The sequence below is a fragment of the Embleya sp. NPDC005971 genome, assembly GCF_040629175.1.
Classification (GTDB): domain Bacteria; phylum Actinomycetota; class Actinomycetes; order Streptomycetales; family Streptomycetaceae; genus Embleya.
The window spans coordinates 48,992-70,488 of record NZ_JBEXUX010000050.1; the positions used below are offsets into that span (position 1 = coordinate 48,992).

The window sequence follows — 21,497 nt, forward strand, 5'->3', positions numbered from 1 at the left end:
CATCGCTTCGCCATCGACAACGCCATCGGAGTGCTCCGCGCACCTCGTGATCATCGTCATGAGGGCGGGTCCGGTAGGGGAGTCGGTCATCCTCCGGATCCTGTGCCGTGCCGTGCGGCAGTCGGGCCCGGCCTCACCGAGCGACCTCTTCCGACGCGCAGTTGTTCGCACACCATGGAGCGCACGTGAGCGATATCGAGGCAACCGGCGAAACCGTCACGTTGCCCGCCTGGAGCATCCATCTCGTGCCCGTCAATCCGCCGCGACCGTGGAGACTGGCCGTCGTCTCCGCCGGGTTGCACGCTTCGGCGATGCAACTCGACCGCGCTGCGGTTCACTTGGCCGATGACGAGGTGGCATCGTTGGCCGAGACGCTGCTTCGGCCCCGGTGCTCGGATGAGGCACGGCCAGGGCGGGCGCGCCTTGTTCGCGACGGGTACGGGCTGTTGTTGCGCATCCTGGTCGAGGCGGCCGACGGCGAGCCGGGCCTGGTCGTGCATGTCGAGGAGCACCATCGTGTGGTCCTCCTGGACGACATCGGCCGGCATCGGCCGGACCTGATCCCCACCGCCCTGGCGCGCGAGCCGAGGTTGTGCCTCGATCCGACGCCGGTGACCGGGCTGAGCATCGATCAGGTTGCCGAGTTGCACCGGCGCCTCGGGTGGTGGCTCGACAGCGAGGGCATCCGCGCGGCGATCGCCGATCGCACCATCGCCCGGCGCGTGGCGGCCGGTGCGGGCCGGTGAGGGAGCGGACCGTAGGCGGCTCGACCGGCGACCCCGGCGACCCCGGCGCCGACGCGTTGCGGGTCGATGCCCTCGACCGCCTGGCCCAGGCCCTGTGCATGCGCCGGGCCTACCGGCACGTGCAGCAGCAGTTCGATCCGCGATCGCCCGTGCACGCCATCGCAGGCGAGCTGCACGACCGTGCCGACGCCCGCGTGGATCGGGCGGTGCGCGACGCGTCCGACGCGGGTGCGAGCACGGCCGACCTTGCCCGGGTGGTCGGCTGGGCCGTCCGGGGGACGAATCCGTGAACTGATCGGCGGAAACGACGGCTTGGCGGCTACGGTCCCTCGGGTACACACCTCTGGGGGGAACATGCGCACCATCACAGCCATCGCCGGTGCGACGGCCGTGCTCGCACTCGTCGCGGGCTGCAGCGACAGCAGCAGCGACGACGGAAAGAAGGCCACCGCCGCACCCGTGGCCGGTACCGCCGCCGGTCCGGCCGGCACAGCGGAGCAGACCGACCGGCAGGCACTCGACGCGGCCGTCCGCAAGTACACCGTCGCGTTGTTCTCCGGGGACGGCGGCACCGGCTACGCGATCCTGTCCGCGCGCTGCCGAGAGAAGATCAGCCGCGCGGAGTTCGACACGCTCAGCAAGCAGGCCGCACACGACTACGGTCCGCAGGCCATCAAGACGCTGACGATCGACCAACTGGCGGGTGACCTCGCTCGTGTGTCGTACGGCATCGGCGTCCCGCAGTTCGAGCGCAAGGCTCAGCCGTGGGCCCGCGAGGCCGGCACGTGGCGATGGGACGCGTGCTGAGTCCGAGTACGGCCGGCGCGGCGGCCGAGTCCCACGCGGGACCGTGAAGGAGTAGTCGACCGGAACCATCGCGGCTTGCATCCAACGGCGTTCGGTCGCCGCCACCGAACCGATGCCGGACGAAAGCGCGGCTCGGCCCCCACGGGAGGCCGAGCCGCACCCGCCCGCCACCCTGCGGCGGGCCCGGCCGGTCGCAGCAACGACGGCCACGCACAGCATGCCGGGCCGGACCGACACGGAAAAGCCCCATGCGCGATTCGCGACCCGAGCACGCGGCCGCATGGCGTGCCCGGCCGATCGAAACCGCGCCGGGTGCCGGGGCAACGGCCGTGATTCGGTAGGCGAGTTCGATGCCGGGTTCGGCCGCCGCCCGTTCTCGGCCGCGTCTCCATGGGCGGAACATTCCTACCTGCATGGGAACTTCGCCCCGCACGGCGCCGGCCCGGTCCGCGTGACCGGTTCACCCCACCCACGTGGGGACTTCGGACCGCGGATTCATCGACCGGATCAACCCGTGCGAAGTTTGGTGCCCCCGTCGCCGATCAGTTTTCCATCCCGTCCGTAGGCCAGGAGCAGGGCGTGGTCGGTGTTGGTGGCGGCTATGGAGAAACCTCGGGCGCCGGGGAGGCGACGGTCCTCGATCGGTCCGGACACGATCGTGCCGGGGGGTACCTGTTTGGGAGGGCGCACGGGGCCGCTGTCGGGACCTTCGGGCCGGAGAGGGACGTCGAGAGCCCTGGTGCCCTCGACGGGGATGAAGACCAGGCGTGCCACCTCCGGGCCGACCTGACCATGAATCGTCACCATCCCGGACGGACCGCCCCATCCGCCACCGAAGTTGAGTTGCCGTCCGCCCACCGGATCCACCATGCTCTGGCACACGAAGGCGGCCGTGCCGTCCGCCCGCGGCACCGACCCGTACCCCGAGCATCCGTCCGTCGGTGGCCCCCACAACGCCTCGTCACGATGGTCGGGCGTCTCGAACCGCACGGTGATGGGCGATTCCCGGACCAGGAGCACCACCGCGCCGGCGGCCACCGCGACGACCCCCGCGTAGGCCATGGCCGTGCGCGGGCGGACCACCAACCGCACGCCCGGCAGGAGCCCCACCGTCGCCGGGGCCCGGTCCCGCAGCGGCGCGAGCCCCCACGTGCACACCGCGAGCGCCGCGAGCAGTCGCACGTTCTCGCGCGCGAAGCCGCCCGGAAGCCACCCGCCCACGCTGACCGTCATGGTCACGAGCAGCACGACGCCCCATGCCACCCGCGCCTTGCGCGGGCCCGCGATCAACAGGAGGCCCGCCAGGACCAGCCACACCTGGTGGTGGGTCCACGACACGGGCGAGGCCACCACCGTCGCGCAGCCCACGACGACCACACCCCGCGCGGGGTGGCCCTCGCGGTGGCATTGGCGCGCACCGACCAGCGCCACCGCGCACACCAGGGCGGACAGGGCCAGCCATGCCGCGGCGCGTTCGGGCGGGACCACGCCGACCCGGATCAGCGCGCCGTTGAGGGACTGGTTGCCGGCCGCGGCCAGGTTCCCGATGCGCGAGGTGCTGAAGATCGCGTCGGTCCAGAACGTCGTCGAGGCGGCCGGCCACAACACGTGGGCCAGACCCGTACACGCCACGAACGACGCGCCCGCGCGCATCGCGTCGCGGCGCCGACCGGTGACCCACAGGTAGGGCACGAACAGCAGCGGGGTCAGCTTGATCGCGGACGCCACCCCGATCAGCACCCCGCGCACCGGACGCGGCATCAGATCGAGCGCGTCGACGAAGGCCAACACCACCAGGAACACGCTGACCTGACCGAACCGCAGATTGCTCTGGATCGGCGCCGACACCAGCAGGACCGCGGCCGCCACGAGCGTCAACGCGACCTGGCGACGTCGCCCCGCGATCCCCCGCCGCGCGGTGAGCGCGGCCGCGATCGAGACCACCGCGACCAGGGTGGCGGCCAGCCACACCACCCGCGCGACCGGCTCGGACACCCATCCCAGCGGTTGGAAAGCCACGAGTGCGAACGGCGGATACGTGAAGGGATCACCGTTTTCCGCCACGTACTGGTACAGCGGCACCCCGTTCCCCACCGCGCGCACCGCACCGATGTACACATGCAGGTCCATCTGCCGATCCCACGACGGCAGATGCCATGCCGACCACAACGACCACACCGCCGCGAGCACGAAGCACAACGCGGCCCCGGATAACGCGAGAACCCGCGTCGACCACGACCCGCGCGCATCGACGACACTCGGTGAATCCACCCTGTCACCATTCATGACACCGGATTGTGTCGTCTCCGCAGCCCACCGCCCACGCGGGGTGACGGGTAGTCAGGTCCGGTGCCCACAGGGGCGGGCAAACGACGTGCACCCGTCGAGTCCACCCGCGGAAGCACGCTCGACGGTCGTCCCCGTTCTCGGCGCCGGGACTGCGGCGGGTGGTGCACGTGATGTCCCCTGTTGCATTGCCGGCCACGCAGGGTGGTCGACGGGCGGCCCGGGGTGACACGATCGGCGGTCATGGACTATCGGGAGTGCGCCGAGGTGGTCGGCGAATTGCAGCGGGCGCGGGCGGATGGCCGGTATCTGCCGGAGTTGTTGACCGCGCTGGGGGAGCCGGCGCGGGGGCTGCGCGGGATGCAGGTGGTGGGTACCAACGGCAAGGGGTCCACGTGCGCGTTCGCGGTCGCGGCGCTGACCGGGATGGGGCTGCGGGTGGGCAGCCTGCCGAGTCCGCACCTGCAGGAGCCGCGTGAGCGGATCCGGGTCGGCGGCGTGCCGGTCTCGGAGGCCGAGTACGTCGCGGTCCTGGAGGAGGTGCTTGCCGCCATGCGGGCGACCGGGCGCACGTTCAACGCCTCGTCCCTGCACGCCGCCGCCGCCGCGCTGCACTTCCGGCGGGCGGATGTGCGGTTCGTCGCGGCGGAGGCCAACATCGGCGGGCGGACCACCGCGGTGGGGTCGTTCGGCCTGGACGTCAAGGTCGTCACCGGCGTCGGCTTGGACCACACCGACCGGCTGGGCGCGACCGAGGCGGAGATCGCCCGGGTCAAGGTCGGGGTGGCCCGGGACGGCGACCACGTACTGCTCGGCCGATTGTCGGCGCAGGCGCGCGAGGCGGCCGACGAGGTGCTGGCCGGCCATACGGGGCTGACCGTGTGGCGGCTGGGCCACGAGATCCGGGTCGAGGCGCGTACGGCCGCCGACGGCGGCACGTTGCTGGAGGTCCGGACACCACAAGGGGTGCACCGCGACCTGGTGTGCACGCTGCCCGGCGCGCACCAGTACGACAACCTGGCGCTCGCGGTGGCCGGGGTGGACGCGCTCGTGGCGCGGGGCCACGTCGCCGCCGACCGGGGCGGGCGGTTGCGGGCCGGGCTGGCGCGGACCCGCTGGCCCGGGAGGCTGGAACTGGTCCCCGGTGCCCGGGTGCGGGGGTGGTCGGGGCGGGTGCTGCTGGACGGGGCGACCAACGAACAGGGGGTGGCCACGGTCGCGCCCGAGATCGCCCGGCACGTGCGCGCGTCGGATCGGGTGCCCGCGGCGGTCGTGTTCGGCGTCATGCGGGGCAAGCCCGCCGCGCGGATGTTGGCGGCGCTGCCGTCGGGTTGGCCGGTGGTGCTCACGAGGACCTCGTCCTCGGACGCGGCGGATCCGGACGTGCTGGCCGCTTTGCCGCGCGAGCACGGGGACGACCGACCCACCTGTGTCGAGCCGGACGTGCGGACGGCACTCGGTCGAGCCGGGGAACTGGTGGGCCCGGGCGGGCTGGTGGTCGTACTGGGCTCACACAAACTGGTGGGCGAGGCCCGGACGGCCCTCGGCCTGCCACCGGCCTGAAGAGCCCTCCGACGCCCGTGCGGCCCGCCTCCCGCCGCCCTGGGTCACTGTGGCGGGGCCCAATGCGGGGGGTGGGTTCGGGCGGATTGCAGGGCGGCGGGGGTGGGGCGTTCCACCGTGTCGGGGACGGCTTCCAGGGGGATGGCCAGGGCTCTGGCCCAGGTGCGACGCCAGCCGAGGCGGCGTTGGGCACGGGCGGTTTCGCGGCGGGCACGGGCGGCGGCGCGGCGGGTGATCTCGGCGCGGGCGAGCGTTTGGCTGCGCAGCCACAGGGGGCGGGTGTGCAGGAGTTCCTCGACGTACGCGGTGGTCCACTTGTTGCTGCGCGGGCGCAGGTCCGGGATCAGTTCCATCGGCAGTCCGAAGAGTTCGGCCACGGCCTCGTCGGTCAGGTGGTCGATGACCGCCTCGGCCGCGCGGCACACCGCCTCGGCGCGCCGCTGCTGCGCATGCCATTCGCGATCGAGCCAGCGGGTGACCGCGGCGGTGGCGTGTTCGAGTTCGCGGTCGGCGTGCAGTTCCAGCAGCCAGCGCGGCGGGTCGGTGGCCAACCGGTGCAGCAGGTCGGTGCTGATGTGGTGGTCGATCGACGGGATGCGGTGGGCGATGTCCTCGGCGGGCACGCCCAGCGTCGCCCACACCCGGTGCGGTCGGGCCAGCGAGCGCAGCGCGGTGATCGCGCGCGGGCCGGCGGCGGCGAGCAGTTCGGCGATCTCGGTCGGCTTGTAGCGACACTGCTCGGCGATCTCGGCGATGTCGCGGACCCGCGGGTCGCCCATGAACCGGCGCAGCCGCGCGGGCGCGGTGCCGTGCAGGCGGGCCAGGGCGCACGCGAAGGCGATCACGTCGGCCGGATCGGTCTGCCGGTCCGGGGCCAGCGTCGCGAGGTAGCGGCGCGCGTTCCGGGCCCGCTCGCGGTTGTGCGCGCGGGTGGCGGCGGCCTTGGTCGCGGCCAGCGACCGGGCCACCCGGCGGGCGGCCTCGCGCAGCTCACGATCCGCGGTGATGTGCGGATGCAGCGTGTCCACGTCGGCGGTGCGGTAGTAGCGCACCTCCAGGTCCCGGCCGTACCGGGAGACCGTCACCCGATCCACGACCGGCAGCCCGGCGGCCTGGGCCACCCGCCGAAAGCGCTCGCGGCCGATGCCCAGGCGGTGCGCGGCCTCGGTGGCGGTGAGCGGTTCTTCGCGGCTCAGTGCGGTGAGGAAGGGGCCGGGGTCGGCGGCGGCGCGGGCGACCGCGTCGGCGTCGAAGGTGCCGTCCTGGTGTTGTGCGAGCAGTCCTGTTCGGGCGGCGAGGCGGACTTGGCGGGGGACGAGCCCCAGCGCTTTGCCGACGCGCGCCGCACCGATGCCTCCTCGGGTCACGACCGGCCCCTTCCGTACGGGTGACACCGAACGGGGTGACGATAGAACGCCTGCGGGGCGCGAGGGAGTGCAAAGGGCGAAATCCGCCCGATCGTGCGGGGAAGCGATAGGGCAGGTTACGGCAAATGGGGGATGGTGGGCGGGTTGTTCGATGCGCCGGATGGGCGTGTCCCGGTTGGCCCGAATGCTTCGCTCGTGCCTGCGCCGGGTGTGCTCAGCCGATGGGGTTGCCGTGAGTGGTGGGGTCGATGGGATGGGTGGGGTTGATGGGGCCGGTGGGCAGGGCGAGTTCGAAGCAGGCCAGGGGGAGGGGGCCGTGGTCTTCGCGGTAGGGCGCGATGTCCCGGTAGCCGAGGGTTCGGTACAGGTTGATGGCTCCGGTGCGTTGCGGCAGGCAGTCCAGTACGACCCGCCGCGCGCCCACCCGGTGCGCGTGGGCGTGCAGGCGGGCCATCAGCGCCTGGGCGATCCCGTGGCCCCGGGCGTGCGGGAGCACGTACAGGCGCTTCACCTCGGCGGTGTCGGCATCGAGGAGATGCACACCGACACCGCCCGCGGGCCGGCCGTCCAGGAGCGCGGTGAAGTAGGCGCCGGGATGGGCGTAGAAGTCGGCCGGATCGTCGTGGTCGACACGGCACCAGGGCGGCAGTTGCTCGGGGCTCTCCCAGCCCGGGTGACCGGTCTCGTCGGCGGTCGCGTTGTAGTACGAGAAGAGCAGGTCGCGGGTGTGGGCGAGGTCCGTGCTGATGGTCGGATCCCGATCCGAGGCGATCGTCATGGCACCGCACTGTAGGCGCGGCCGGGTGGACGGCCGTCGGTGGCCGGGTGGCCGGGTGGCCGGCGTCCCCGGCGGCGGTGTCCGTCGACAGCAGCCGAACAGTGGAACCTGATCGTGTCGCGGAGCCACGCCGGCCGATGTCCAGGTTCGTGACCTTACGGTCGGATACATGCGTATTGTCATTGCGGGTGGACACGGAAAGATCGCACTTCGGCTGGAGCGGTTGCTCGCCGATCGCGGGCACACGGTGGTCGGGTTCATTCGCAACCCCGACCACGCGAACGACCTCGTCGCGGCCGGCGCCGAGCCGGTCCTGTGCGACCTGGAGCGGGCGTCGGTCGAGGAGGTCGTGGAGCACCTGGCCGGTGCCGACGCGGTGGTGTTCGCGGCGGGCGCGGGCCCGGACAGTACCCGCGAGCGGACCATGACGGTCGACTACGGCGGCGCGGTGCTGCTGGCCGACGCGGCCGAGGACGCGGGGGTGCGGCGCTACGTGATCGTGTCCTCGATGGGCGCCTCGACCGACCCGCCCGCCGACACCGACCCGGACTTCGCGCTCTACCTCAAGGCCAAGGGCGAGGCCGACGAGGACCTGCGGTCGCGCGGCGCGCTCGACCTGACCATCCTGCGCCCGGGACGGCTCACCGACGATCCCGGCACCGGCCTGATCGCACTGTCCGAGCGTGAGGGGCGCGGCGCGATCCGCCGCGACGACGTGGCGGCGATCCTGGCCGAGTTGGTCACCGAGCCCGGCACGATCGGCCGCACCCTGGAGGTGGTCGGCGGCGACGTGCCGGTCGGCGAGGCGGTCAAGTACGCGGCGGAGAAGCCTCGTTCGTGAGGTCCAGAGCCATCAGCACGTCGTCGACGTAGCGTCCGCCCAGCAGGAACTCGCCCGCCAGCACGCCCTCGATCCGGTAGCCGGCGGCCAGGTACAGGGCCCGGGCGGCGGTATTGCCACCGAGGACCCGCAGGGTGATCCGGCGCCCCCCACGCCTGCGCGCCTCGGCCTCGGCCTCCCCGAGCAACGCCCGGCCGATCCGACGGCCCTGGTGGTCGGGGTGCACCGCGAGCCCGTTGACGATCTGCACGTGCCCCGAGGCCGGACACAACGTCGAGCGCTCCAACTGCACGTAGCCGAGCACGAGATCGTCCTCGTGTGCGACGAGCGTGTCGCGCACGTGGTCGGCGCCGCGGAAGAACACCTTGTCCGCGGCCCAGCGCGGAGCCGGGGTGACGTCGGGCGACCAGGTGAGGTGGTCGATCTCGGCAAGCCTCGTACCGTCGGCCTCGGTCGCGGGCCGGACCTGGACGCGGGTTTCCTCCGATGTGCGCGACATCCGATCATCGTCCCACCCGGGGCCGTGCGCCGGGCAGGTCGGGTTGCGAACGATCTTGACGATCGCTTCGTGTGCGCCGTGTTCGCGCCGTATGCGCGCTCTAGACTCGCGCGCATGACTTCGCCTCGGGGCCCCGCGGACCTGGACCGGCTCGCGGCCGGCAAGTACGTCCTGTTGACCACGTTCCGGCGGGACGGGCGTGCGGTGGGCACGCCCGTGTGGGTGTTCCGCGACGGCGACGCACTCGGTGTGTGGACCGCGCGGGACTCCGGCAAGGTGAAACGGATCCGCAACGGCGGCAGGGTCACGGTCACCGCGTGCGATGCGCGCGGGAGGACCGGCGGAGAGGCGGTGCCCGGCCACGCGTCGTTGTTGGACGCCGCCGGGACGGAGCACTACCGGGACCTGATCCGGCGCAAGTTCGGGCTCGTCGGGCGGATGACCCTGCTCGGCAGCCGACTGCGGCGCGGGACGGCGGGGACGGTCGGCGTCCGGGTCGAGCTGGGCGAGCGGCCGTAGGACCGGATCCCGCCGCGAGCCCCACCCGGCCGCGGCTCGGCGAACCGGGCGGGGCCTCGGGGCGGGCGTGCGTTCGAGCGCCGGCCGGCCGGCGATTCGAAGGGCGGCCCGAGGCCCACCCGAGGGCTTGAGCCTCGTAAAGCTCCTCGAACCCCGCAAAGCGGCTCGAATCCTACAGATCTGCTTGAACCCCACAAACCGCCTTCAAGCTCACAAGGTGAGCTTGAAGCCCACGTGGGAGTCGGTGAAGCCGAGGTTGCGGTAGAAGCGGTGGGCGTTCTCCCGAGTGCTGTTGGAGGTGAGCTGCACCAGCGTCGCGCCGCGCTCGCGGGCGCGTTCGATGGTCCAGTGCATCAGGATCGTGCCCAGGCCGCCGCCGCGCTCGGCGCTGTCGATGCGCACCGCCTCCACCAGGGCACGGGTCGTGCCGCGCTGGGACAGGCCCGGGATGATGGTCAACTGGAGGGTGCCGATCACCTTCCGTCCGCCGCTCGCCGCGTCCGGCCCGGTCATCACGACCAGTTCCTGGTTCGGATCGGCCACCAGGCGCTCGAAGGCCGCCAGGTACGGGGTCAGGTCCTCCTGCGAGTCCCGGCCCGAACCGAGCGTGTCGTCCACCAGAAGCCCTACGATCGCGGCGATGTCGTCCCGGCCCGCCGGCCGGATTTCGAAGTCGTTCATGGCGCCCAACGTAGAGGGCGTCGCCGGCGTCCGTTTCGTTGGTCCCGGGCGCGCGGGTGTGGGCAACCGGGACGGATGACTGGCGTCACCTTTGTACGGCCAGGGGAGTAGACGGGAATTCGGCCGCGCGCAGGATCCGTTGACAGGATTGAAGGCGGATGCTTGTCAAGCCACATGGCAAGCGGCCTAACGGGGAGGTTCCACGTGGATGCCGTGCACGAGTGGGTGGAGCGGCTGGGAGATCTACCGCCGCTGTACGCCTATGTCGTGATCGCTCTGGTCGCCGTGATCGAGACCGGGCTGCTCCTGGGCGTGTTCGCGCCCGCCGAACCGGTGCTCCTGCTGGGCGGACTGCTCACCTCCACGGGCCACCTGGCCCTGGTCCCGGTGTTGATCATCGCCACCTCCGCCGCGCTGGTCGGGGACACCCTGGGCTACCTCTCGGGCAGACACCGCAGCGAACGGATACGGACCGGGCGGCTGGGGCGCCGAGTGGGCGAGCCCCGGTGGGAACGGGCCGAGGAGATGTTCACCCGCGGGCGCGGCGCGGGCGGCGTGACCGTGATGCTGGGTCGCTGGGTCGCCTTCGCCCGGACCCTGCTGCCCCGTCTGGCCGGCGCGGCGGGCATGCCCTACCGACGCTTCGCGCCGTGGAACGCGGTCGGGATCCTGGTGTGGGTGCCGGGCTCGATCATGCTGGGCCGCCTCGCGGGCAGCGCGTACCCGTCGGCGGCGAGCGTCCCCGGTTGGATAGGCGCCGCGATCGTCGCGATCGGCATCGTCGCGGGCGTGGTCACCTACGTGCGGCGGCGTCGACGTCGCAAGGCCGAGGAGAACCGTTCCTCGGCGTTCGGGGACCCCGCGGCGGATGCGGCCGCGGGTTCTCGGCGTGATTTCGCGGGCGCCACGGCGGCGGTCCGGGAGGACAGCGCCGCCTGAGCGATCACCGTCGCGTGCCCCTGCGGCCGTGCGGCACGGCCCGCCCGAAGCGCGGGACGCGCCGCGACGGGGTGGGGCCGGCGAGTCCGGCCGCCTCGTCGCCGGCGTCCCACACGGCGTCGGCCGTCGTCGATTCGGGCCGGTTCAGCCGCGCAGTGCCGCGTCGCCGTGCTTGGCCACGTGTTCGTCCAGAGCGGCGAGCGCCCGGGTGACCTCCTCGTGCGAGCCGCCGCTGCGCTGCTCCTTCCAGTAGGCGGTGCCCAACTGCTTGAGCAGGGTGCCCGCCTCCCGGCTCACCTGGACCTCCTCGACCTTGTGCTTGCCGGTGTTCATGGTGTCTTCGGCCATCTTCTTGGCCTTGTCGAGGAAGCCGCTCATCGCGCCGTTCTCCGTTCCCATTCCGGACGGACATCGCTGCCGTACCGGGATCCACTGCCGTATCGAGACCTCGGCCGCGAGGTCGGGCCCTGCCGACCCGCCTCGCGCCGCCGAAATCCTTCGATGGTCGATCAACGAATGACACGGATACGAAGATCCCGAACGGAAGTGCACCGGTTCGCCGACGCATTTCACTCGTTCGGCGCTGCCAACGCCCGTTCGACCGCCGCCATCACGCCCTGCCAGTGGGTGCGCTGCCGGGCCCGCTCCCCGGCGTCGGACAACCACTCCTGGTGGAACCGCAGGACCGTCCGTCCCGGCCCGCTCGCGCTCATCGCGACCTGCACGGTCGTGTCGTGATCCCAGTCCGGCACCCGGCTCGTCACCCGGATCCGGTCCGTCTCGCGCCACCCGCGCACCTCGCCGGTGCTGCCGTCGGCGGTGCGGTACGGCGCGCCCCGGGTCGGGGTCAGGTCCACGTCCTCGCCCAGCCACAGGGCCAGGCCGGCGGCGGAGGTGATCAACTCCCACACCTGCTCGACGGGATACGGGAGTGTCTTGGACACGCCGATTTGATAGCCCGCGTCCTGCGTTCGGCCGGTGGTGTCGCTCATGGTCCAAGCCTTTCCGGTGACGTGCCCGCGTCGCTCGGTCTCTGCCGATACCTGTCAACAACGGTCAGGTATGCGCAACACTGGTGATCATGCGCGCGAGCCGACTGCTGACCATCCTGATGACGTTGCAAACCAGGGGGCTGGTCACCGCGACCGAACTGGCCGAGCAGTTGGAGGTGTCGGTCCGCACCGTCTACCGCGATGTGGAGGCGCTCGGCGCGGCGGGTGTGCCGGTGTACGCCGAGCGTGGGTCGGCCGGCGGATATCGGTTGCTGGAGGGTTTTCGCACGCGGATCAACGGCCTCACCCACGACGAGGCGGACGCGCTCTTCCTGGCCGGCCTGCCGGGGCCCGCGGCCGAGTTGGGGCTGGGCGCGGTGGTGGCGTCCGCGCAGCTCAAGCTGCAGGCGGGGCTGCCCGCGGAGCTTCGCGGGCGAGTGAACCGAGCGCAACTGCGCTTCCATCTGGACACGCCGGGTTGGTATCGCGAGGCGGACCGCTCGCCCGATCTGGCCCGGATCGCCGCCGCGGTGTGGACCGACCGACGGATCCGGGTGCACTACCGGCGCTGGCGGGGCGAGGTGACCCGCGAACTGGAGCCGTACGGGCTCGTGCTCAAGGCGGGCGCGTGGTACCTGGTGGCCCGCACGGTGCAGGCGGGCGAGCATCGCGATCGTACGTACCGGGTGGTGCGGATCGAGGAACTGGAGGTGCTCGACGAAGTGTTCGAGCGTGACCCGGACTTCGACCTGCCCACCTATTGGCAGGACTGGTCTCGGGACTTCGTCGAACAACTGCGGGCGATCCGCGCGGACGTGCTGATCAACCCGGATGTGTACGCGTGGGTACGCGACCTGTTCGGGGCGTACGTGGCGGACACCGTGGAGGCGAGTGCGGGGAAGCCGCTGCCGGACGGCCGGGTCCGGGCCGACCTGCCGATCGAGTCGATCGAGGTGGCGGTGGCGGAACTGCTGCAACTCGGTCCGAACGTCGAGGTCCTGGGCCCGCCCGAACTGCGCGCGGCACTGGCCGACGCCGCGCGGGCGACGGCGGCGCGATACGCCTGAGCGCCCGCGCGGCCGTCGCCCCGAAACGGTCGGCCGACTACGCGCCGGCGCGGCGGAACACGCGTACGCCCAGCACCAGCGACACCGCGGCCAATCCGAGCGCGGTCAGCACGCCCATGCCCACCGTGCCGCCGTAGTCGCCCACGAACGCGGAGCGCACCGCCTGCACCTGGTAGCGCAGCGGGTTGGCCCGGGAGATGCCGTCCAGCCAGCCCGGGGCCAGCGACATCGGCAGCAGGATGCCGGACAGCAACATCACCGGCAGGTTCACCGAGTTCACCACCGGGGCGAACTCCTGCGGGCTGTCCACCCGCATCGCCAGCGCGTAGGACAGCGACGCGAGCGAGGCGGTCATCAACGCGACGAAACCGAACGCGATCAACACGCCGAGCAGCGGCGCGCGCAGCCCGAACGCCACGCCGACCACGACCAGCACCACCGACTGGACGAGCATCTGGACGATGTCCTTGAGCACGCGCCCCAGCAGCAGCGCGAGTCGGCTCACGGGCGTGACCCGCATGCGCTCGACCACGCCGTACTGCTTCTCGATCAGGATCCCGAAGCCCGCGAACGCCGCGCTGAACAGCCCGAGCTGGACCAGCAGGCCGGGCACCAGGGTCTGCCAGGAGTCGCCCTCGCCGCCGAGTGGGACGTCGCGCAGGAGCGGGCCGAACAGGATCAGGAACAGCAGCGGCTGGACGATCCCGAAGATCAGGCCGATCCTGGCCGACACGGTCTGGCGCAGGTAGCGGCCGAAGATCAGCAGCGTGTCCGACACGAAGGCCGCGGCCGCGGCCGGCTCCGGTCGCCCCGGTGTTGTGGTCGCGGCGTCGCGGGCCGCCGGCGGCGACGCCGCGGCCGGGGTCGGCGGTGGGGTGGGCGTCGACGGTGTGGATGGCATGGACATGGCTACCTCTGCCGGGTCAGACGGCGATCGGAGTCTCGTTCGGCGCGGGGGTGCGCCGACCGGTGATGGCGATGAACGCGTCCTGGAGCGAGGAGTCGGGGGAACCCGTGTACTCGGTCTTGAGCGCGTGCGCCGTGCCCTGGGCGACGACGAGGCCGCGGTCGACCACCACGAGCCGGTCCGCGAGCGCGTCGGCCTCGTCCAGGTAATGCGTGGTCAGGAACACCGTGGTGCCCCATTCGTCACGGATCCGACGGACCAGATCCCACAGGTCGACGCGGCTGCCCGGATCCAGGCCCGTGGTGGGCTCGTCCAGGAAGAGCACGTCGGGGTGGTGCACCAGGCCCATCGCGATGTCGAGTCGGCGGCGTTGTCCGCCGGAGAGTGCGGCGCACGGGCGGTCGAGCAGGTCGGACAGATCCAGGTCGGCGGCCAACTCGGTGGTGCGGGCCCGGGCCTGCGCCTGGTCCAGCCGGTACAGCCGGGCCTGGGTGGTCAGTTCCTCGCGTACCGACACGGCGGGGTCGACGCCGCCGGACTGGGCGACGTAGCCGATCCGCCTGCGTACGCCCGCCGGGTCGCGCAGCAGGTCGTGGCCGGCCACGGTGGCGCTGCCGCCGGTGGGGGCCAGCAGGGTGGTGAGCATGCGCAGGGTGGTGGTCTTGCCGGCGCCGTTGGGACCCAGGAAGCCCAGGATCTCGCCTGCCGGGACGGTCAGGTCGATGCCGCGGACGGCCTCGACGGTGCCGCGCTTGGTCGTGAAGGTCCGGGCGAGCCCGGTGGTGTGGATGACCGGTGTCATGCGACTACCGAAACATAGTCATTAAAATTTTGCAACGACCCCAAAATTAAAATGACCCCATGAAGGCTAGGATGGATGCATGACGGACTCGGAACCCGCCGAAGGGCTGCGCGAGCGCAAGAAGCGGCGCACCCGCACGCACATCTCCGACGTCGCGACCGGTCTGTTCCTGGAACGCGGGTTCGACGCGGTGACCGTCGCCCAGATCGCCGACGCGGCCGAGGTGTCCGTGAACACCGTCTACAACTACTTCCCGGCCAAGGAAGACCTGTTCTTCGACCGCGAGTCCGAGGTCGTCGACCGGGCGGCCCGGATCGTGCGCGAGCGGGCGGTGGGCCAGTCCGCGGCCCGCGCGGTGCTGGACGCGCTGCGCCGGGACGTCGAGGATCGCTCGCCGTACGTGGGCCTGGTCGAGGGCTACGAGCGCTTCATGAAGGTCATGCAGGGGTCGCCGGCGCTGATGGCCCGGCTGTGGCGGATGCAGCAACTGGGCGCGGACGTGCTCGGCGCCACGCTCGCCGAAGAGGCGGGCGCGGAGCCGGGGGACCCGGTGCCGACCCTGATCGCCGGGCAACTCGCCGGCATCCAGCAGGCCGTCTTCCGCGGCATCGGCCGGCAAATCGCGGCCGGCGTCGGGGTGGACGCGACGGCCGCGCAAGCGCTCGCGCAACTCGACGCGGTCGAATCGTTGTTGAGCGCCGAGGTGTGGGACTACGCGGTCCGCACCCGGCGGTGACCCGGACCCGCGGCGGGGTGTGCCGGCGACGGGGTCGGGGAGGAGCATGACATCGGCGGCGACGAGGCGATCGATCCGCGATGATCTGCGTGGTCGGCTCCGCCGGCTCGACGGATGCATGCTCGGCCGTCGGATCGTGACTCGATCGACGGTCGGTTGCCACAGCCGCCCCAGGCCAGACAACAGGAGAACCGTGTGACCTCACCAAATGCTTCCGACCGACGCGGACCGCTCGTGTACGTGGGTGCGTACACCCCCGACATGGAGGGGCACGGCAGCGGCATCACGGTGTGCCGACAGGACCCGGCGACCGGGCTGCTCGGCACGCCCTCCGCGGTGATCCCGGCGATCTCGCCCTCGTACGTGGCCCGGCACCCCTCGGGTCGTTTCCTCTACGCGGTCAGCGAGCGGGGCGGCGAGGGCGCGGTCGGCGCCTACTCGGTGCAGGACGAACGGCTGGTGCCGTTGGGCGAGGTGTCCACGCTCGGCGCGGGACCGTGTCACCTCGCGGCCGAACCCACCGGGCGGTTCGTGGTGGTGGCCAATTACGGCGGCGGCAGCGTCACCGTGCACCCGATCGCCGACGACGGCACGCTCGGCGAGGCGGCGACGCACGTGCGGTTGACCGGGTCCGGCCCGGTGAAGGACCGCCAGGCGTCCTCGCACGCCCACCAGGTGACGTTCGCGGCCGGCGGCGAGTGGCTCGTGGTGTGCGACCTGGGCTCGGACACCGTGTACCACCTGCGCTTCGACGCCGAGGCGGGCACGATCGCGGAGGGGCCGAAGGTGACACTGCCGCCGGGGACCGGGCCCCGACACATCGCCTACGGGCCGAACGATCTCGCCTGGCTCGCCGGGGAGTTGAACACGACGGTCACGCCGCTGCGCAGCGATCCGCGCACGGGGGCGCTCACGGTGGCGGGCAAGCCGTTCGTGCTCTCGGGCGGCGAGGGCGCGCCGTCGGGGATCGTCGCGGCGGCGGACGGGCGGTTCGTGTACGTGGCGAACCGGGGGCCGGACACGATCTCGGTGCTCGCGGTGGACGGCGCGGAGTTGGCGCTCGTCGAGGAGGTGCCGGGCGGCGGGGCCTGGCCTCGGGATCTGGCGTTGGTGGGCGACGTGTTGTACGTGGCGAATCAGCGCGGGGACACGGTCACCGGGTTCCGCTGCGATCCGGAGTCGGGGCGGCTGACGGCGTTGGGGGTCGCGCTTTCGACCGGGAGCCCGACGAGCATTCTGGTGTAGGGGGACGGGGTCCTCGGCGCCGGACGGGCGGGACGGCTCGTCCGGCGTTCGCCGGTGCGGCTGCGGGTGGCACGCAGCCGGGGCTTCGGGTGTTCTCGAACGGCGGCCGAGCCGGGGCCGATCGGGCCTGCGTCCACCCGCTTGCGCGTCGTGGCGGTGCGTATGCCCGGTGTGCGGAACGCGCTCAGCGGGCAGAGCGGGCAGGGTGACTCGGGCGCTGCGGGCCGATCGGTCGAGCAGCCCGATCGGCTGCCCGGCCGACGCCGGGTCATCCCTCCCGACCCCTGCGACGAAGGACGATCCCAACCATGAGCCCGACCCCCGTACCCGACATCACCCTGAACAACGGCACCACCATCCCGCAACTCGGCTTCGGGGTCTTCCAGGTCGAGAACGACAAGGCGACCACCGCCGTGGAGACCGCGCTGGAGGTGGGCTACCGCAGCATCGACACCGCCGCCGCCTACGGCAACGAGACGGGCGTCGGTCGCGCGCTGGCCGCCTCCGACGTGCCGCGGGCGGACCTGTTCGTGACGACCAAGTTGTGGAACAACGCCCAGGGCTACGACTCGACCCTGACCGCGTTCGACGAGAGCGTGGCCAAACTCGGCCTGGACTACGTGGACATGTACCTGATCCACTGGCCGACCCCGAACCGGGACCGCTACCTGGACACCTGGCGGGCGTTCGAGAAGCTGCTCGCGGACGGCCGGGTACGCACGATCGGCGTATCCAACTTCCAGCCCGACCACCTGACCCGACTGCTCGAACACACTGCCGTGGTGCCCGCGGTCAACCAGGTCGAACTGCACCCCTACCTCCAGCAGACCAAGGTGCGCGGGTACGACCGCGCGCACGCGATCGCGACCGAGGCGTGGAGCCCGCTGGGTCAGGGCGGCGACCTGCTGGCCGACCCGGTGATCGCCGAGGTGGCCCGCGCGCACGGCCGGACCACCGCCCAGGTCGTACTGCGTTGGCACCTTCAGCTCGGCAACATCGTGATCCCCAAGTCGGTCACCCCGTCCCGAATCCGGGAGAACTTCGAGGTGTTCGACTTCGAACTGAGCTCCGCCGACCTGGACGCGATCCAGGCCCTGGACCGCGGCGGCCGGATGGGCCCGGACCCGGACACGCTCAACTAGGCCCGGTCCGGCGCGGGATCAGGGTCGGCGGCGGTCCGGCTCGATCAGGGCCGGGTGGGCGGGGTGGTCGTAGCGCACCAGCAGGTCGGCCTCGGTCGCGGGCACGACCTCGTCCGCGTAGCGGGTCAGCGCCTCCAGCGTCCAGGCGTCCTCGGCCGGCGTACGCCTGCGCAGCGCGCCCGGGGACAACCACAGGTGCACGGTCAGTTCCAACGGCAGCCCCTTGCCGAGCAGGAGCGGCCCGTCCAGGAGCAGGACCCCGCCCTCGGGCAGGGTGGTGTACGCGGCGCGGGTGGCCCGATCCCGGGCGGCGTCCCACAGGCTGGGCAACACCCGGCCGGTGCCGTCCGGGCCGAGCGGTTCGAGCACCTCCCGGCGCAATCCGGCGTCGTCCAGCCAGCCCCACAGATACGACTCCGCGTCGGTGTGCCCGTACTCCAGGCGCACCGACGCGGGGCGCAGGAAGTCGCGCGCCGCCACCCGCAACACCGGATGTCCCAGCAGGCGCAGCGGCGCGACCAGCGTGTCGGCGACGGCGCCGGGTTCGGCCGCGTCCGCGCCGTCCACGGCGACCCGGGTCCATCGGCGGTCGCCCGCGCGGTCGGTGATCGCCGCGACGAGTTCGTCCACCAGGGCGGCCGGGGTGAGCGGTCGGGCGTTCACCATCGGCGCGCCGGGCGGGGGGCGTCGGGTTCGATCATGGCTACATTCTGGGCCGACCCGGGTGCGCGCGTTCAGTCGCCCCGCGGATCGCGCTCCAGGGTCGCGTCCACGGTGATCCAGTCCGGCGGCATGTACGGCGGCGTCTTCCAGAAGATGTCCAGTCGCACGATCAGGCCCTCGTCGTTCAGTTCGAGGTAGTTCGCGAAGCGCATCACCAGGAGGTCGTCCGTCGGCGTCGGCCGGATCGACTCGACCGCCTCGTTGAACGCGTATCGGCCGTCCTCGCTGAGGAAGGTGAACCGCGAGCGCAGTTCGTGCTGCGCCATCCGACCGGTGACGGTGGAGACGAAGCGCAGGTACGCCTCCTTGCCCTCGCAGGTGTCCTCGGCGTTGTCCCGCATGCCGACGCGCACGAAGTCGTCGGCGAGGGTGGACGCCACCAGGTCCCAGTCGTGGGTGTCCACGCCCCGCCAGAAGTTCTCGACGGTACGCCTGCGTTCCTCGAGGTCCGTGGATGTCCCGGCCGGGTCCTTCGATGTCTGGGTCATGGGCGGACGGTAGTGCGGTCGGCGGCCGAGATCCAGAGGTATCTGACGGTGCGTCAGCGAAACTCGGCGGCCGACGCGGGGTGGCGGATCGCCCTAGAAGTCGGGCAGCGGCGGCATCTGCGGTGCCGTCACGTGCGGCGGCGGGACCTCGACGAAGCCGCCGGAGACGCCCTGGTGGATGCCCAGCACGGCAGGCCGCAGTTCCTTGATCACGTCGTCCTCGTTGATCTGCCCGACCTGGCGGGTTTCGCTGGTCAGGGTGTCCGCGCGGCCGTCGGCGAGCGCGGGCCCGGTGGCGGCCAGGGCGAGCAGGGCGCCGCCGGCCGCGGCGGCGAGCAGGGTGGTGATGCGCATCGGAACTCCGTTCGTCGGTCCCGTACGGGGTGTCCGTGCGGGCGGTCCGTAGGGGACCAGCGAACGGAATCCGCTGCGCCGAGTGGGGGAATCTCACTCGGACGAGGGCGTGTCGCGCGACGCGCCCCGCTCGATCACTCCCGCAGCGGCCGCACCAGGCCCGCCGCGAGCACCCCGGCGGACAACGCCCGCGCGTCGTCGGAGCGCGCGTGCACATCCGCCGCGGTGTCCGCCAGCTTGATCACGTGCTCGTCGCCGTGCGCGCACGCGCTCTCCATCGCGGCCGCGGCATCGGCCGCCGGAGCGGGCGGCTCCGGCCCGTCCTCGGGCGCCATGTACACCGCGAAGACCGCGCTGCTCGTGGCCCACGCGGCCGTGTACGAGGGGATCCACAACTCGGTCGGCAGCGCGGGCAACACCCGCAGCACCGCGTTGGGGGCGGTCACGCCGTGCACGTTCATCACGGCGTTGCCGTGTCCGCGACGCAGATAGCGCAGGGTGGCCGCGTGCACCGTGTCCGCCAGCAGCGATTGCGCCTCCTCGGGGGTGTCGGCCGTGCGCACCGACAGGGTCGCGGTGAGCCAGCGGTCCCAGCCGGCCAGGAAGTCGAGCCGCCGGTTGATGTGGCCCTTCTCGCCGGCGGGCAGCGGCGGCACCGCGTCCAGGGCGTCGAACGGCGTGCGGCCCCCCGCGAGCCGAGGCAGTTCGGGCAGGGCCTGGTTGCTGGAGGCGAAGTACGCCATCGCGTGTGCGAACTCGGCGAGCCGGACCGGGCTCTCGCCCGCCTCCAGCAGCGCGCGGACCGCGTGTCCGACCCGGATCACGCCGTGCGTGGCGCCGCCGGGCAGGCCCGGGAGCAGGCGCGGCCACCACAACGCGAGCACCTCGCGCCACGGTTGTTCGGCGATCTCGTCGGTGAACAGCGCGATCCAGTCCCCGTCGCGGGCGCGGTCGCCCAGCGCCTCGCGCCACCCGTCCCGGGCGATGCGCTCGGTCGGGCGGGCCACCGGTTCGAGCCGGGTGGTGTAAACGTCCAACCAAGCGGGCACGGCTTCCCACTGGCCCGAGTGCACGAGCGCCTCGACGGCCATCGGTCCGTGATTGGACAACTTGTCGTCGAACTCGGAACCGGTGCGATGTAGACGTTCGAACGCTTCGTCCAAGGTTTCGGCGGCTTGCTGATGCACCGTCAACTCCTTTGTCTGCTTCGAGTGGACCGGGGGACTCCGGTTAGGACAGTTAAGTCTTGCCTAACTTGCCCGGCCTCCGGTGAGAAGCATAGGGTCGAGCACGTCACCGCAACCACTGCGCAGGAGGAACTCCCGTGGCCGACACGGTCTACACGCTCCCCGACCTCACCTACGACTACGCCGCCCTGGAGCCGCACATCAGCGGCGCGATCATGGAGCTGCACCACGACAAGCACCACGCGGCGTATGTGACCGGTGCCAACACCGCCCTGGAGCAGATCGCGGACGCCCGCGACAAGGAGGCCTACGGCACCATCTCCAAGCTGGAGAAGGACCTGGCCTTCCACGTCTCGGGTCACGTGCTGCACAGCCTGTTCTGGACCAACCTCGGCCCGACCGGCAACGGCGAGCCCACCGGTGACCTCGCCGAGCAGATCGGCGTCGACTTCGGCGGCTTCGAGCAGTTCCGCGCGCACATGACGCAGACCGCGATGACCGTGCAGGGCTCGGGCTGGTCCGTCGCCGCGTGGGAGCCGCTCTCGCAGCGCATCGTGGTCACCCAGGTCTACGACCACCAGGGCAACATCCCGCAGGGCACCGTGCCGCTGCTGGCGATCGACGCGTGGGAGCACGCCTTCTACCTCCAGTACAAGAACGTCAAGGCGGACTTCTTCAAGGCCGTGTGGAACGTCTTCAACTGGGACGACGTCGCCGCCCGCCTCTCGGCCGCCAAGGGCGCCTGAGGAACGGCGTTCGGTCCGGGGCCGCGCGGGATGCCTCCCGTGCGGCCCTGTCCGACGTCGGCGGGCCCGCGGCGTCGGCGCA

Annotated in this window: 25 protein-coding genes; 12 read left to right on the forward strand and 13 right to left on the reverse strand. The window is 72.0% G+C overall.

Translation table 11 applies throughout. The features are described 5' to 3' along the window. Positions 1 to 185: 185 nt before the first annotated feature. The 3 genes from ABZ374_RS33985 to ABZ374_RS33995 all read left to right on the forward strand — a co-directional run bounded on the left by ABZ374_RS33985 (position 186) and on the right by ABZ374_RS33995 (position 1,553). The gene (locus ABZ374_RS33985; RefSeq protein WP_360318593.1) at positions 186 to 746 is read left to right on the forward strand and encodes a hypothetical protein; all 561 of its coding nucleotides are present in this window, start codon (positions 186 to 188) and stop codon (positions 744 to 746) included. After that, positions 743 to 1,036 (forward strand): hypothetical protein, encoded by a 294-nt coding sequence (locus ABZ374_RS33990; RefSeq protein WP_360318596.1) that lies wholly within the window; start codon positions 743 to 745, stop codon positions 1,034 to 1,036. The genes ABZ374_RS33985 and ABZ374_RS33990 overlap by 4 nt, the downstream gene beginning before the upstream one ends. Positions 1,037 to 1,100: 64 nt before the next feature. Further along, complete coding sequence (locus ABZ374_RS33995; RefSeq protein ID WP_360318598.1) at positions 1,101 to 1,553, forward strand: hypothetical protein; 453 nt, start codon at positions 1,101 to 1,103, stop codon at positions 1,551 to 1,553. A 507-nt stretch (positions 1,554 to 2,060) separates the two neighbouring features. Here the strand turns inward: ABZ374_RS33995 and ABZ374_RS34000 are convergent. After that, positions 2,061 to 3,839 carry a glycosyltransferase 87 family protein gene (locus ABZ374_RS34000; protein WP_360318601.1) on the reverse strand — a complete coding sequence of 593 codons (1,779 nt, stop codon included), beginning with the start codon at positions 3,837 to 3,839 and terminating at the stop codon, positions 2,061 to 2,063. Between the two features lie 243 nt (positions 3,840 to 4,082). Between ABZ374_RS34000 and ABZ374_RS34005 the strand changes: the two genes are divergently transcribed. After that, the gene (locus ABZ374_RS34005; RefSeq protein ID WP_360318603.1) at positions 4,083 to 5,402 is read left to right on the forward strand and encodes a bifunctional folylpolyglutamate synthase/dihydrofolate synthase; all 1,320 of its coding nucleotides are present in this window, start codon (positions 4,083 to 4,085) and stop codon (positions 5,400 to 5,402) included. Positions 5,403 to 5,446: 44 nt separating this feature from the next. Here the strand turns inward: ABZ374_RS34005 and ABZ374_RS34010 are convergent, their stop codons facing one another. Beyond that, complete coding sequence (locus ABZ374_RS34010) at positions 5,447 to 6,769, reverse strand: hypothetical protein (protein WP_360318605.1); 1,323 nt, start codon at positions 6,767 to 6,769, stop codon at positions 5,447 to 5,449. A gap of 214 nt (positions 6,770 to 6,983) precedes the next feature. Next, positions 6,984 to 7,547, reverse strand: a complete 564-nt coding sequence (locus ABZ374_RS34015) for a GNAT family N-acetyltransferase (RefSeq protein ID WP_360318607.1) — start codon at positions 7,545 to 7,547, stop codon at positions 6,984 to 6,986. 169 nt (positions 7,548 to 7,716) lie between these two features. On the opposite strand from ABZ374_RS34015, the gene ABZ374_RS34020 reads away from it, so the two are divergent. Next, complete coding sequence (locus tag ABZ374_RS34020) at positions 7,717 to 8,388, forward strand: SDR family oxidoreductase (RefSeq protein WP_360318610.1); 672 nt, start codon at positions 7,717 to 7,719, stop codon at positions 8,386 to 8,388. Here the strand turns inward: ABZ374_RS34020 and ABZ374_RS34025 are convergent. Continuing rightward, the gene (locus ABZ374_RS34025; RefSeq protein WP_360318613.1) at positions 8,357 to 8,887 is read right to left on the reverse strand and encodes a GNAT family N-acetyltransferase; all 531 of its coding nucleotides are present in this window, start codon (positions 8,885 to 8,887) and stop codon (positions 8,357 to 8,359) included. The two genes, ABZ374_RS34020 and ABZ374_RS34025, sit on opposite strands and share 32 nt — an antisense overlap. A 114-nt stretch (positions 8,888 to 9,001) precedes the next feature. Here ABZ374_RS34025 and ABZ374_RS34030 point away from each other — a divergent pair, with 114 nt between their 5' ends. Continuing rightward, positions 9,002 to 9,406 (forward strand): PPOX class F420-dependent oxidoreductase, encoded by a 405-nt coding sequence (locus tag ABZ374_RS34030; protein WP_360318616.1) that lies wholly within the window; start codon positions 9,002 to 9,004, stop codon positions 9,404 to 9,406. 210 nt (positions 9,407 to 9,616) lie between these two features. Here the strand turns inward: ABZ374_RS34030 and ABZ374_RS34035 are convergent, their stop codons facing one another. Further along, a complete protein-coding gene (locus ABZ374_RS34035) occupies positions 9,617 to 10,087 on the reverse strand; it encodes a GNAT family N-acetyltransferase (RefSeq protein WP_360318619.1) in 471 nt (156 codons plus the stop codon). Positions 10,088 to 10,291: 204 nt separating this feature from the next. On the opposite strand from ABZ374_RS34035, the gene ABZ374_RS34040 reads away from it, so the two are divergent. After that, positions 10,292 to 11,026, forward strand: coding sequence for a DedA family protein (locus ABZ374_RS34040; RefSeq protein WP_360318621.1), 735 nt, complete (start codon positions 10,292 to 10,294; stop codon positions 11,024 to 11,026). A 144-nt stretch (positions 11,027 to 11,170) separates the two neighbouring features. On the opposite strand, the gene ABZ374_RS34045 is transcribed toward ABZ374_RS34040, so the two are convergent. Continuing rightward, the gene (locus tag ABZ374_RS34045; protein ID WP_360318624.1) at positions 11,171 to 11,404 is read right to left on the reverse strand and encodes a hypothetical protein; all 234 of its coding nucleotides are present in this window, start codon (positions 11,402 to 11,404) and stop codon (positions 11,171 to 11,173) included. 191 nt (positions 11,405 to 11,595) lie between these two features. Beyond that, positions 11,596 to 12,018, reverse strand: coding sequence for an SRPBCC domain-containing protein (locus tag ABZ374_RS34050; RefSeq protein ID WP_360318627.1), 423 nt, complete (start codon positions 12,016 to 12,018; stop codon positions 11,596 to 11,598). Positions 12,019 to 12,107: 89 nt separating this feature from the next. On the opposite strand from ABZ374_RS34050, the gene ABZ374_RS34055 reads away from it, so the two are divergent. Next, a complete protein-coding gene (locus ABZ374_RS34055; protein ID WP_360318630.1) occupies positions 12,108 to 13,085 on the forward strand; it encodes a YafY family protein in 978 nt (325 codons plus the stop codon). A gap of 37 nt (positions 13,086 to 13,122) precedes the next feature. Here ABZ374_RS34055 and ABZ374_RS34060 read toward each other — a convergent pair whose 3' ends face one another. Then, complete coding sequence (locus ABZ374_RS34060) at positions 13,123 to 13,986, reverse strand: ABC transporter permease (protein WP_360318633.1); 864 nt, start codon at positions 13,984 to 13,986, stop codon at positions 13,123 to 13,125. A 22-nt stretch (positions 13,987 to 14,008) separates the two neighbouring features. Then, a complete protein-coding gene (locus tag ABZ374_RS34065; RefSeq protein ID WP_360318635.1) occupies positions 14,009 to 14,794 on the reverse strand; it encodes an ATP-binding cassette domain-containing protein in 786 nt (261 codons plus the stop codon). Positions 14,795 to 14,873: 79 nt separating this feature from the next. Between ABZ374_RS34065 and ABZ374_RS34070 the strand changes: the two genes are divergently transcribed. From ABZ374_RS34070 to ABZ374_RS34080, 3 genes are all read left to right on the forward strand, one after another. Beyond that, positions 14,874 to 15,530 (forward strand): TetR family transcriptional regulator, encoded by a 657-nt coding sequence (locus ABZ374_RS34070; RefSeq protein ID WP_360318638.1) that lies wholly within the window; start codon positions 14,874 to 14,876, stop codon positions 15,528 to 15,530. Positions 15,531 to 15,725: 195 nt separating this feature from the next. Beyond that, positions 15,726 to 16,775: a lactonase family protein gene (locus ABZ374_RS34075; RefSeq protein WP_360318641.1), complete on the forward strand. Its 1,050-nt coding sequence runs from the start codon at positions 15,726 to 15,728 to the stop codon at positions 16,773 to 16,775. A 308-nt stretch (positions 16,776 to 17,083) separates the two neighbouring features. Next, the gene (locus tag ABZ374_RS34080; protein ID WP_360318644.1) at positions 17,084 to 17,917 is read left to right on the forward strand and encodes an aldo/keto reductase; all 834 of its coding nucleotides are present in this window, start codon (positions 17,084 to 17,086) and stop codon (positions 17,915 to 17,917) included. A gap of 18 nt (positions 17,918 to 17,935) precedes the next feature. Here the strand turns inward: ABZ374_RS34080 and ABZ374_RS34085 are convergent, their stop codons facing one another. From ABZ374_RS34085 to ABZ374_RS34100, 4 genes are all read right to left on the reverse strand, one after another. After that, positions 17,936 to 18,583, reverse strand: a complete 648-nt coding sequence (locus ABZ374_RS34085; RefSeq protein ID WP_360318647.1) for a uridine kinase — start codon at positions 18,581 to 18,583, stop codon at positions 17,936 to 17,938. Positions 18,584 to 18,651: 68 nt separating this feature from the next. Beyond that, a complete protein-coding gene (locus ABZ374_RS34090; protein ID WP_360318650.1) occupies positions 18,652 to 19,128 on the reverse strand; it encodes a nuclear transport factor 2 family protein in 477 nt (158 codons plus the stop codon). 93 nt (positions 19,129 to 19,221) lie between these two features. Then, the gene (locus tag ABZ374_RS34095) at positions 19,222 to 19,482 is read right to left on the reverse strand and encodes a hypothetical protein (protein WP_360318653.1); all 261 of its coding nucleotides are present in this window, start codon (positions 19,480 to 19,482) and stop codon (positions 19,222 to 19,224) included. A 134-nt stretch (positions 19,483 to 19,616) separates the two neighbouring features. Continuing rightward, the gene (locus ABZ374_RS34100; RefSeq protein ID WP_360318655.1) at positions 19,617 to 20,669 is read right to left on the reverse strand and encodes a questin oxidase family protein; all 1,053 of its coding nucleotides are present in this window, start codon (positions 20,667 to 20,669) and stop codon (positions 19,617 to 19,619) included. A gap of 137 nt (positions 20,670 to 20,806) precedes the next feature. Here ABZ374_RS34100 and ABZ374_RS34105 point away from each other — a divergent pair, with 137 nt between their 5' ends. Next, a complete protein-coding gene (locus ABZ374_RS34105; protein WP_360318657.1) occupies positions 20,807 to 21,415 on the forward strand; it encodes a superoxide dismutase in 609 nt (202 codons plus the stop codon). The last annotated feature ends 82 nt before the right edge of the window (positions 21,416 to 21,497 follow it).

Bases quoted from the DNA above. Each gene is read 5' to 3' on its own strand.
- ABZ374_RS34095 (WP_360318653.1), bottom strand. From the start codon at position 19,482: ATGCGCATCACCACCCTGCTCGCCGCCGCGGCCGGCGGCGCCCTGCTC.
- ABZ374_RS34005 (WP_360318603.1), top strand. From the start codon at position 4,083: ATGGACTATCGGGAGTGCGCCGAGGTGGTCGGCGAATTGCAGCGGGCG.
- ABZ374_RS34020 (WP_360318610.1), top strand. From the start codon at position 7,717: ATGCGTATTGTCATTGCGGGTGGACACGGAAAGATCGCACTTCGGCTG.
- ABZ374_RS34015 (WP_360318607.1), bottom strand. From the start codon at position 7,547: ATGACGATCGCCTCGGATCGGGATCCGACCATCAGCACGGACCTCGCC.
- ABZ374_RS34050 (WP_360318627.1), bottom strand. From the start codon at position 12,018: ATGAGCGACACCACCGGCCGAACGCAGGACGCGGGCTATCAAATCGGC.
- ABZ374_RS34025 (WP_360318613.1), bottom strand. From the start codon at position 8,887: ATGTCGCGCACATCGGAGGAAACCCGCGTCCAGGTCCGGCCCGCGACC.
- ABZ374_RS34070 (WP_360318638.1), top strand. From the start codon at position 14,874: ATGACGGACTCGGAACCCGCCGAAGGGCTGCGCGAGCGCAAGAAGCGG.
- ABZ374_RS34030 (WP_360318616.1), top strand. From the start codon at position 9,002: ATGACTTCGCCTCGGGGCCCCGCGGACCTGGACCGGCTCGCGGCCGGC.
- ABZ374_RS33995 (WP_360318598.1), top strand. From the start codon at position 1,101: ATGCGCACCATCACAGCCATCGCCGGTGCGACGGCCGTGCTCGCACTC.
- ABZ374_RS34090 (WP_360318650.1), bottom strand. From the start codon at position 19,128: ATGACCCAGACATCGAAGGACCCGGCCGGGACATCCACGGACCTCGAG.
- ABZ374_RS34055 (WP_360318630.1), top strand. From the start codon at position 12,108: ATGCGCGCGAGCCGACTGCTGACCATCCTGATGACGTTGCAAACCAGG.
- ABZ374_RS34045 (WP_360318624.1), bottom strand. From the start codon at position 11,404: ATGAGCGGCTTCCTCGACAAGGCCAAGAAGATGGCCGAAGACACCATG.
- ABZ374_RS34060 (WP_360318633.1), bottom strand. From the start codon at position 13,986: ATGCCATCCACACCGTCGACGCCCACCCCACCGCCGACCCCGGCCGCG.
- ABZ374_RS34000 (WP_360318601.1), bottom strand. From the start codon at position 3,839: ATGAATGGTGACAGGGTGGATTCACCGAGTGTCGTCGATGCGCGCGGG.
- ABZ374_RS34085 (WP_360318647.1), bottom strand. From the start codon at position 18,583: ATGGTGAACGCCCGACCGCTCACCCCGGCCGCCCTGGTGGACGAACTC.
- ABZ374_RS34035 (WP_360318619.1), bottom strand. From the start codon at position 10,087: ATGAACGACTTCGAAATCCGGCCGGCGGGCCGGGACGACATCGCCGCG.
- ABZ374_RS34065 (WP_360318635.1), bottom strand. From the start codon at position 14,794: ATGACACCGGTCATCCACACCACCGGGCTCGCCCGGACCTTCACGACC.
- ABZ374_RS34080 (WP_360318644.1), top strand. From the start codon at position 17,084: ATGAGCCCGACCCCCGTACCCGACATCACCCTGAACAACGGCACCACC.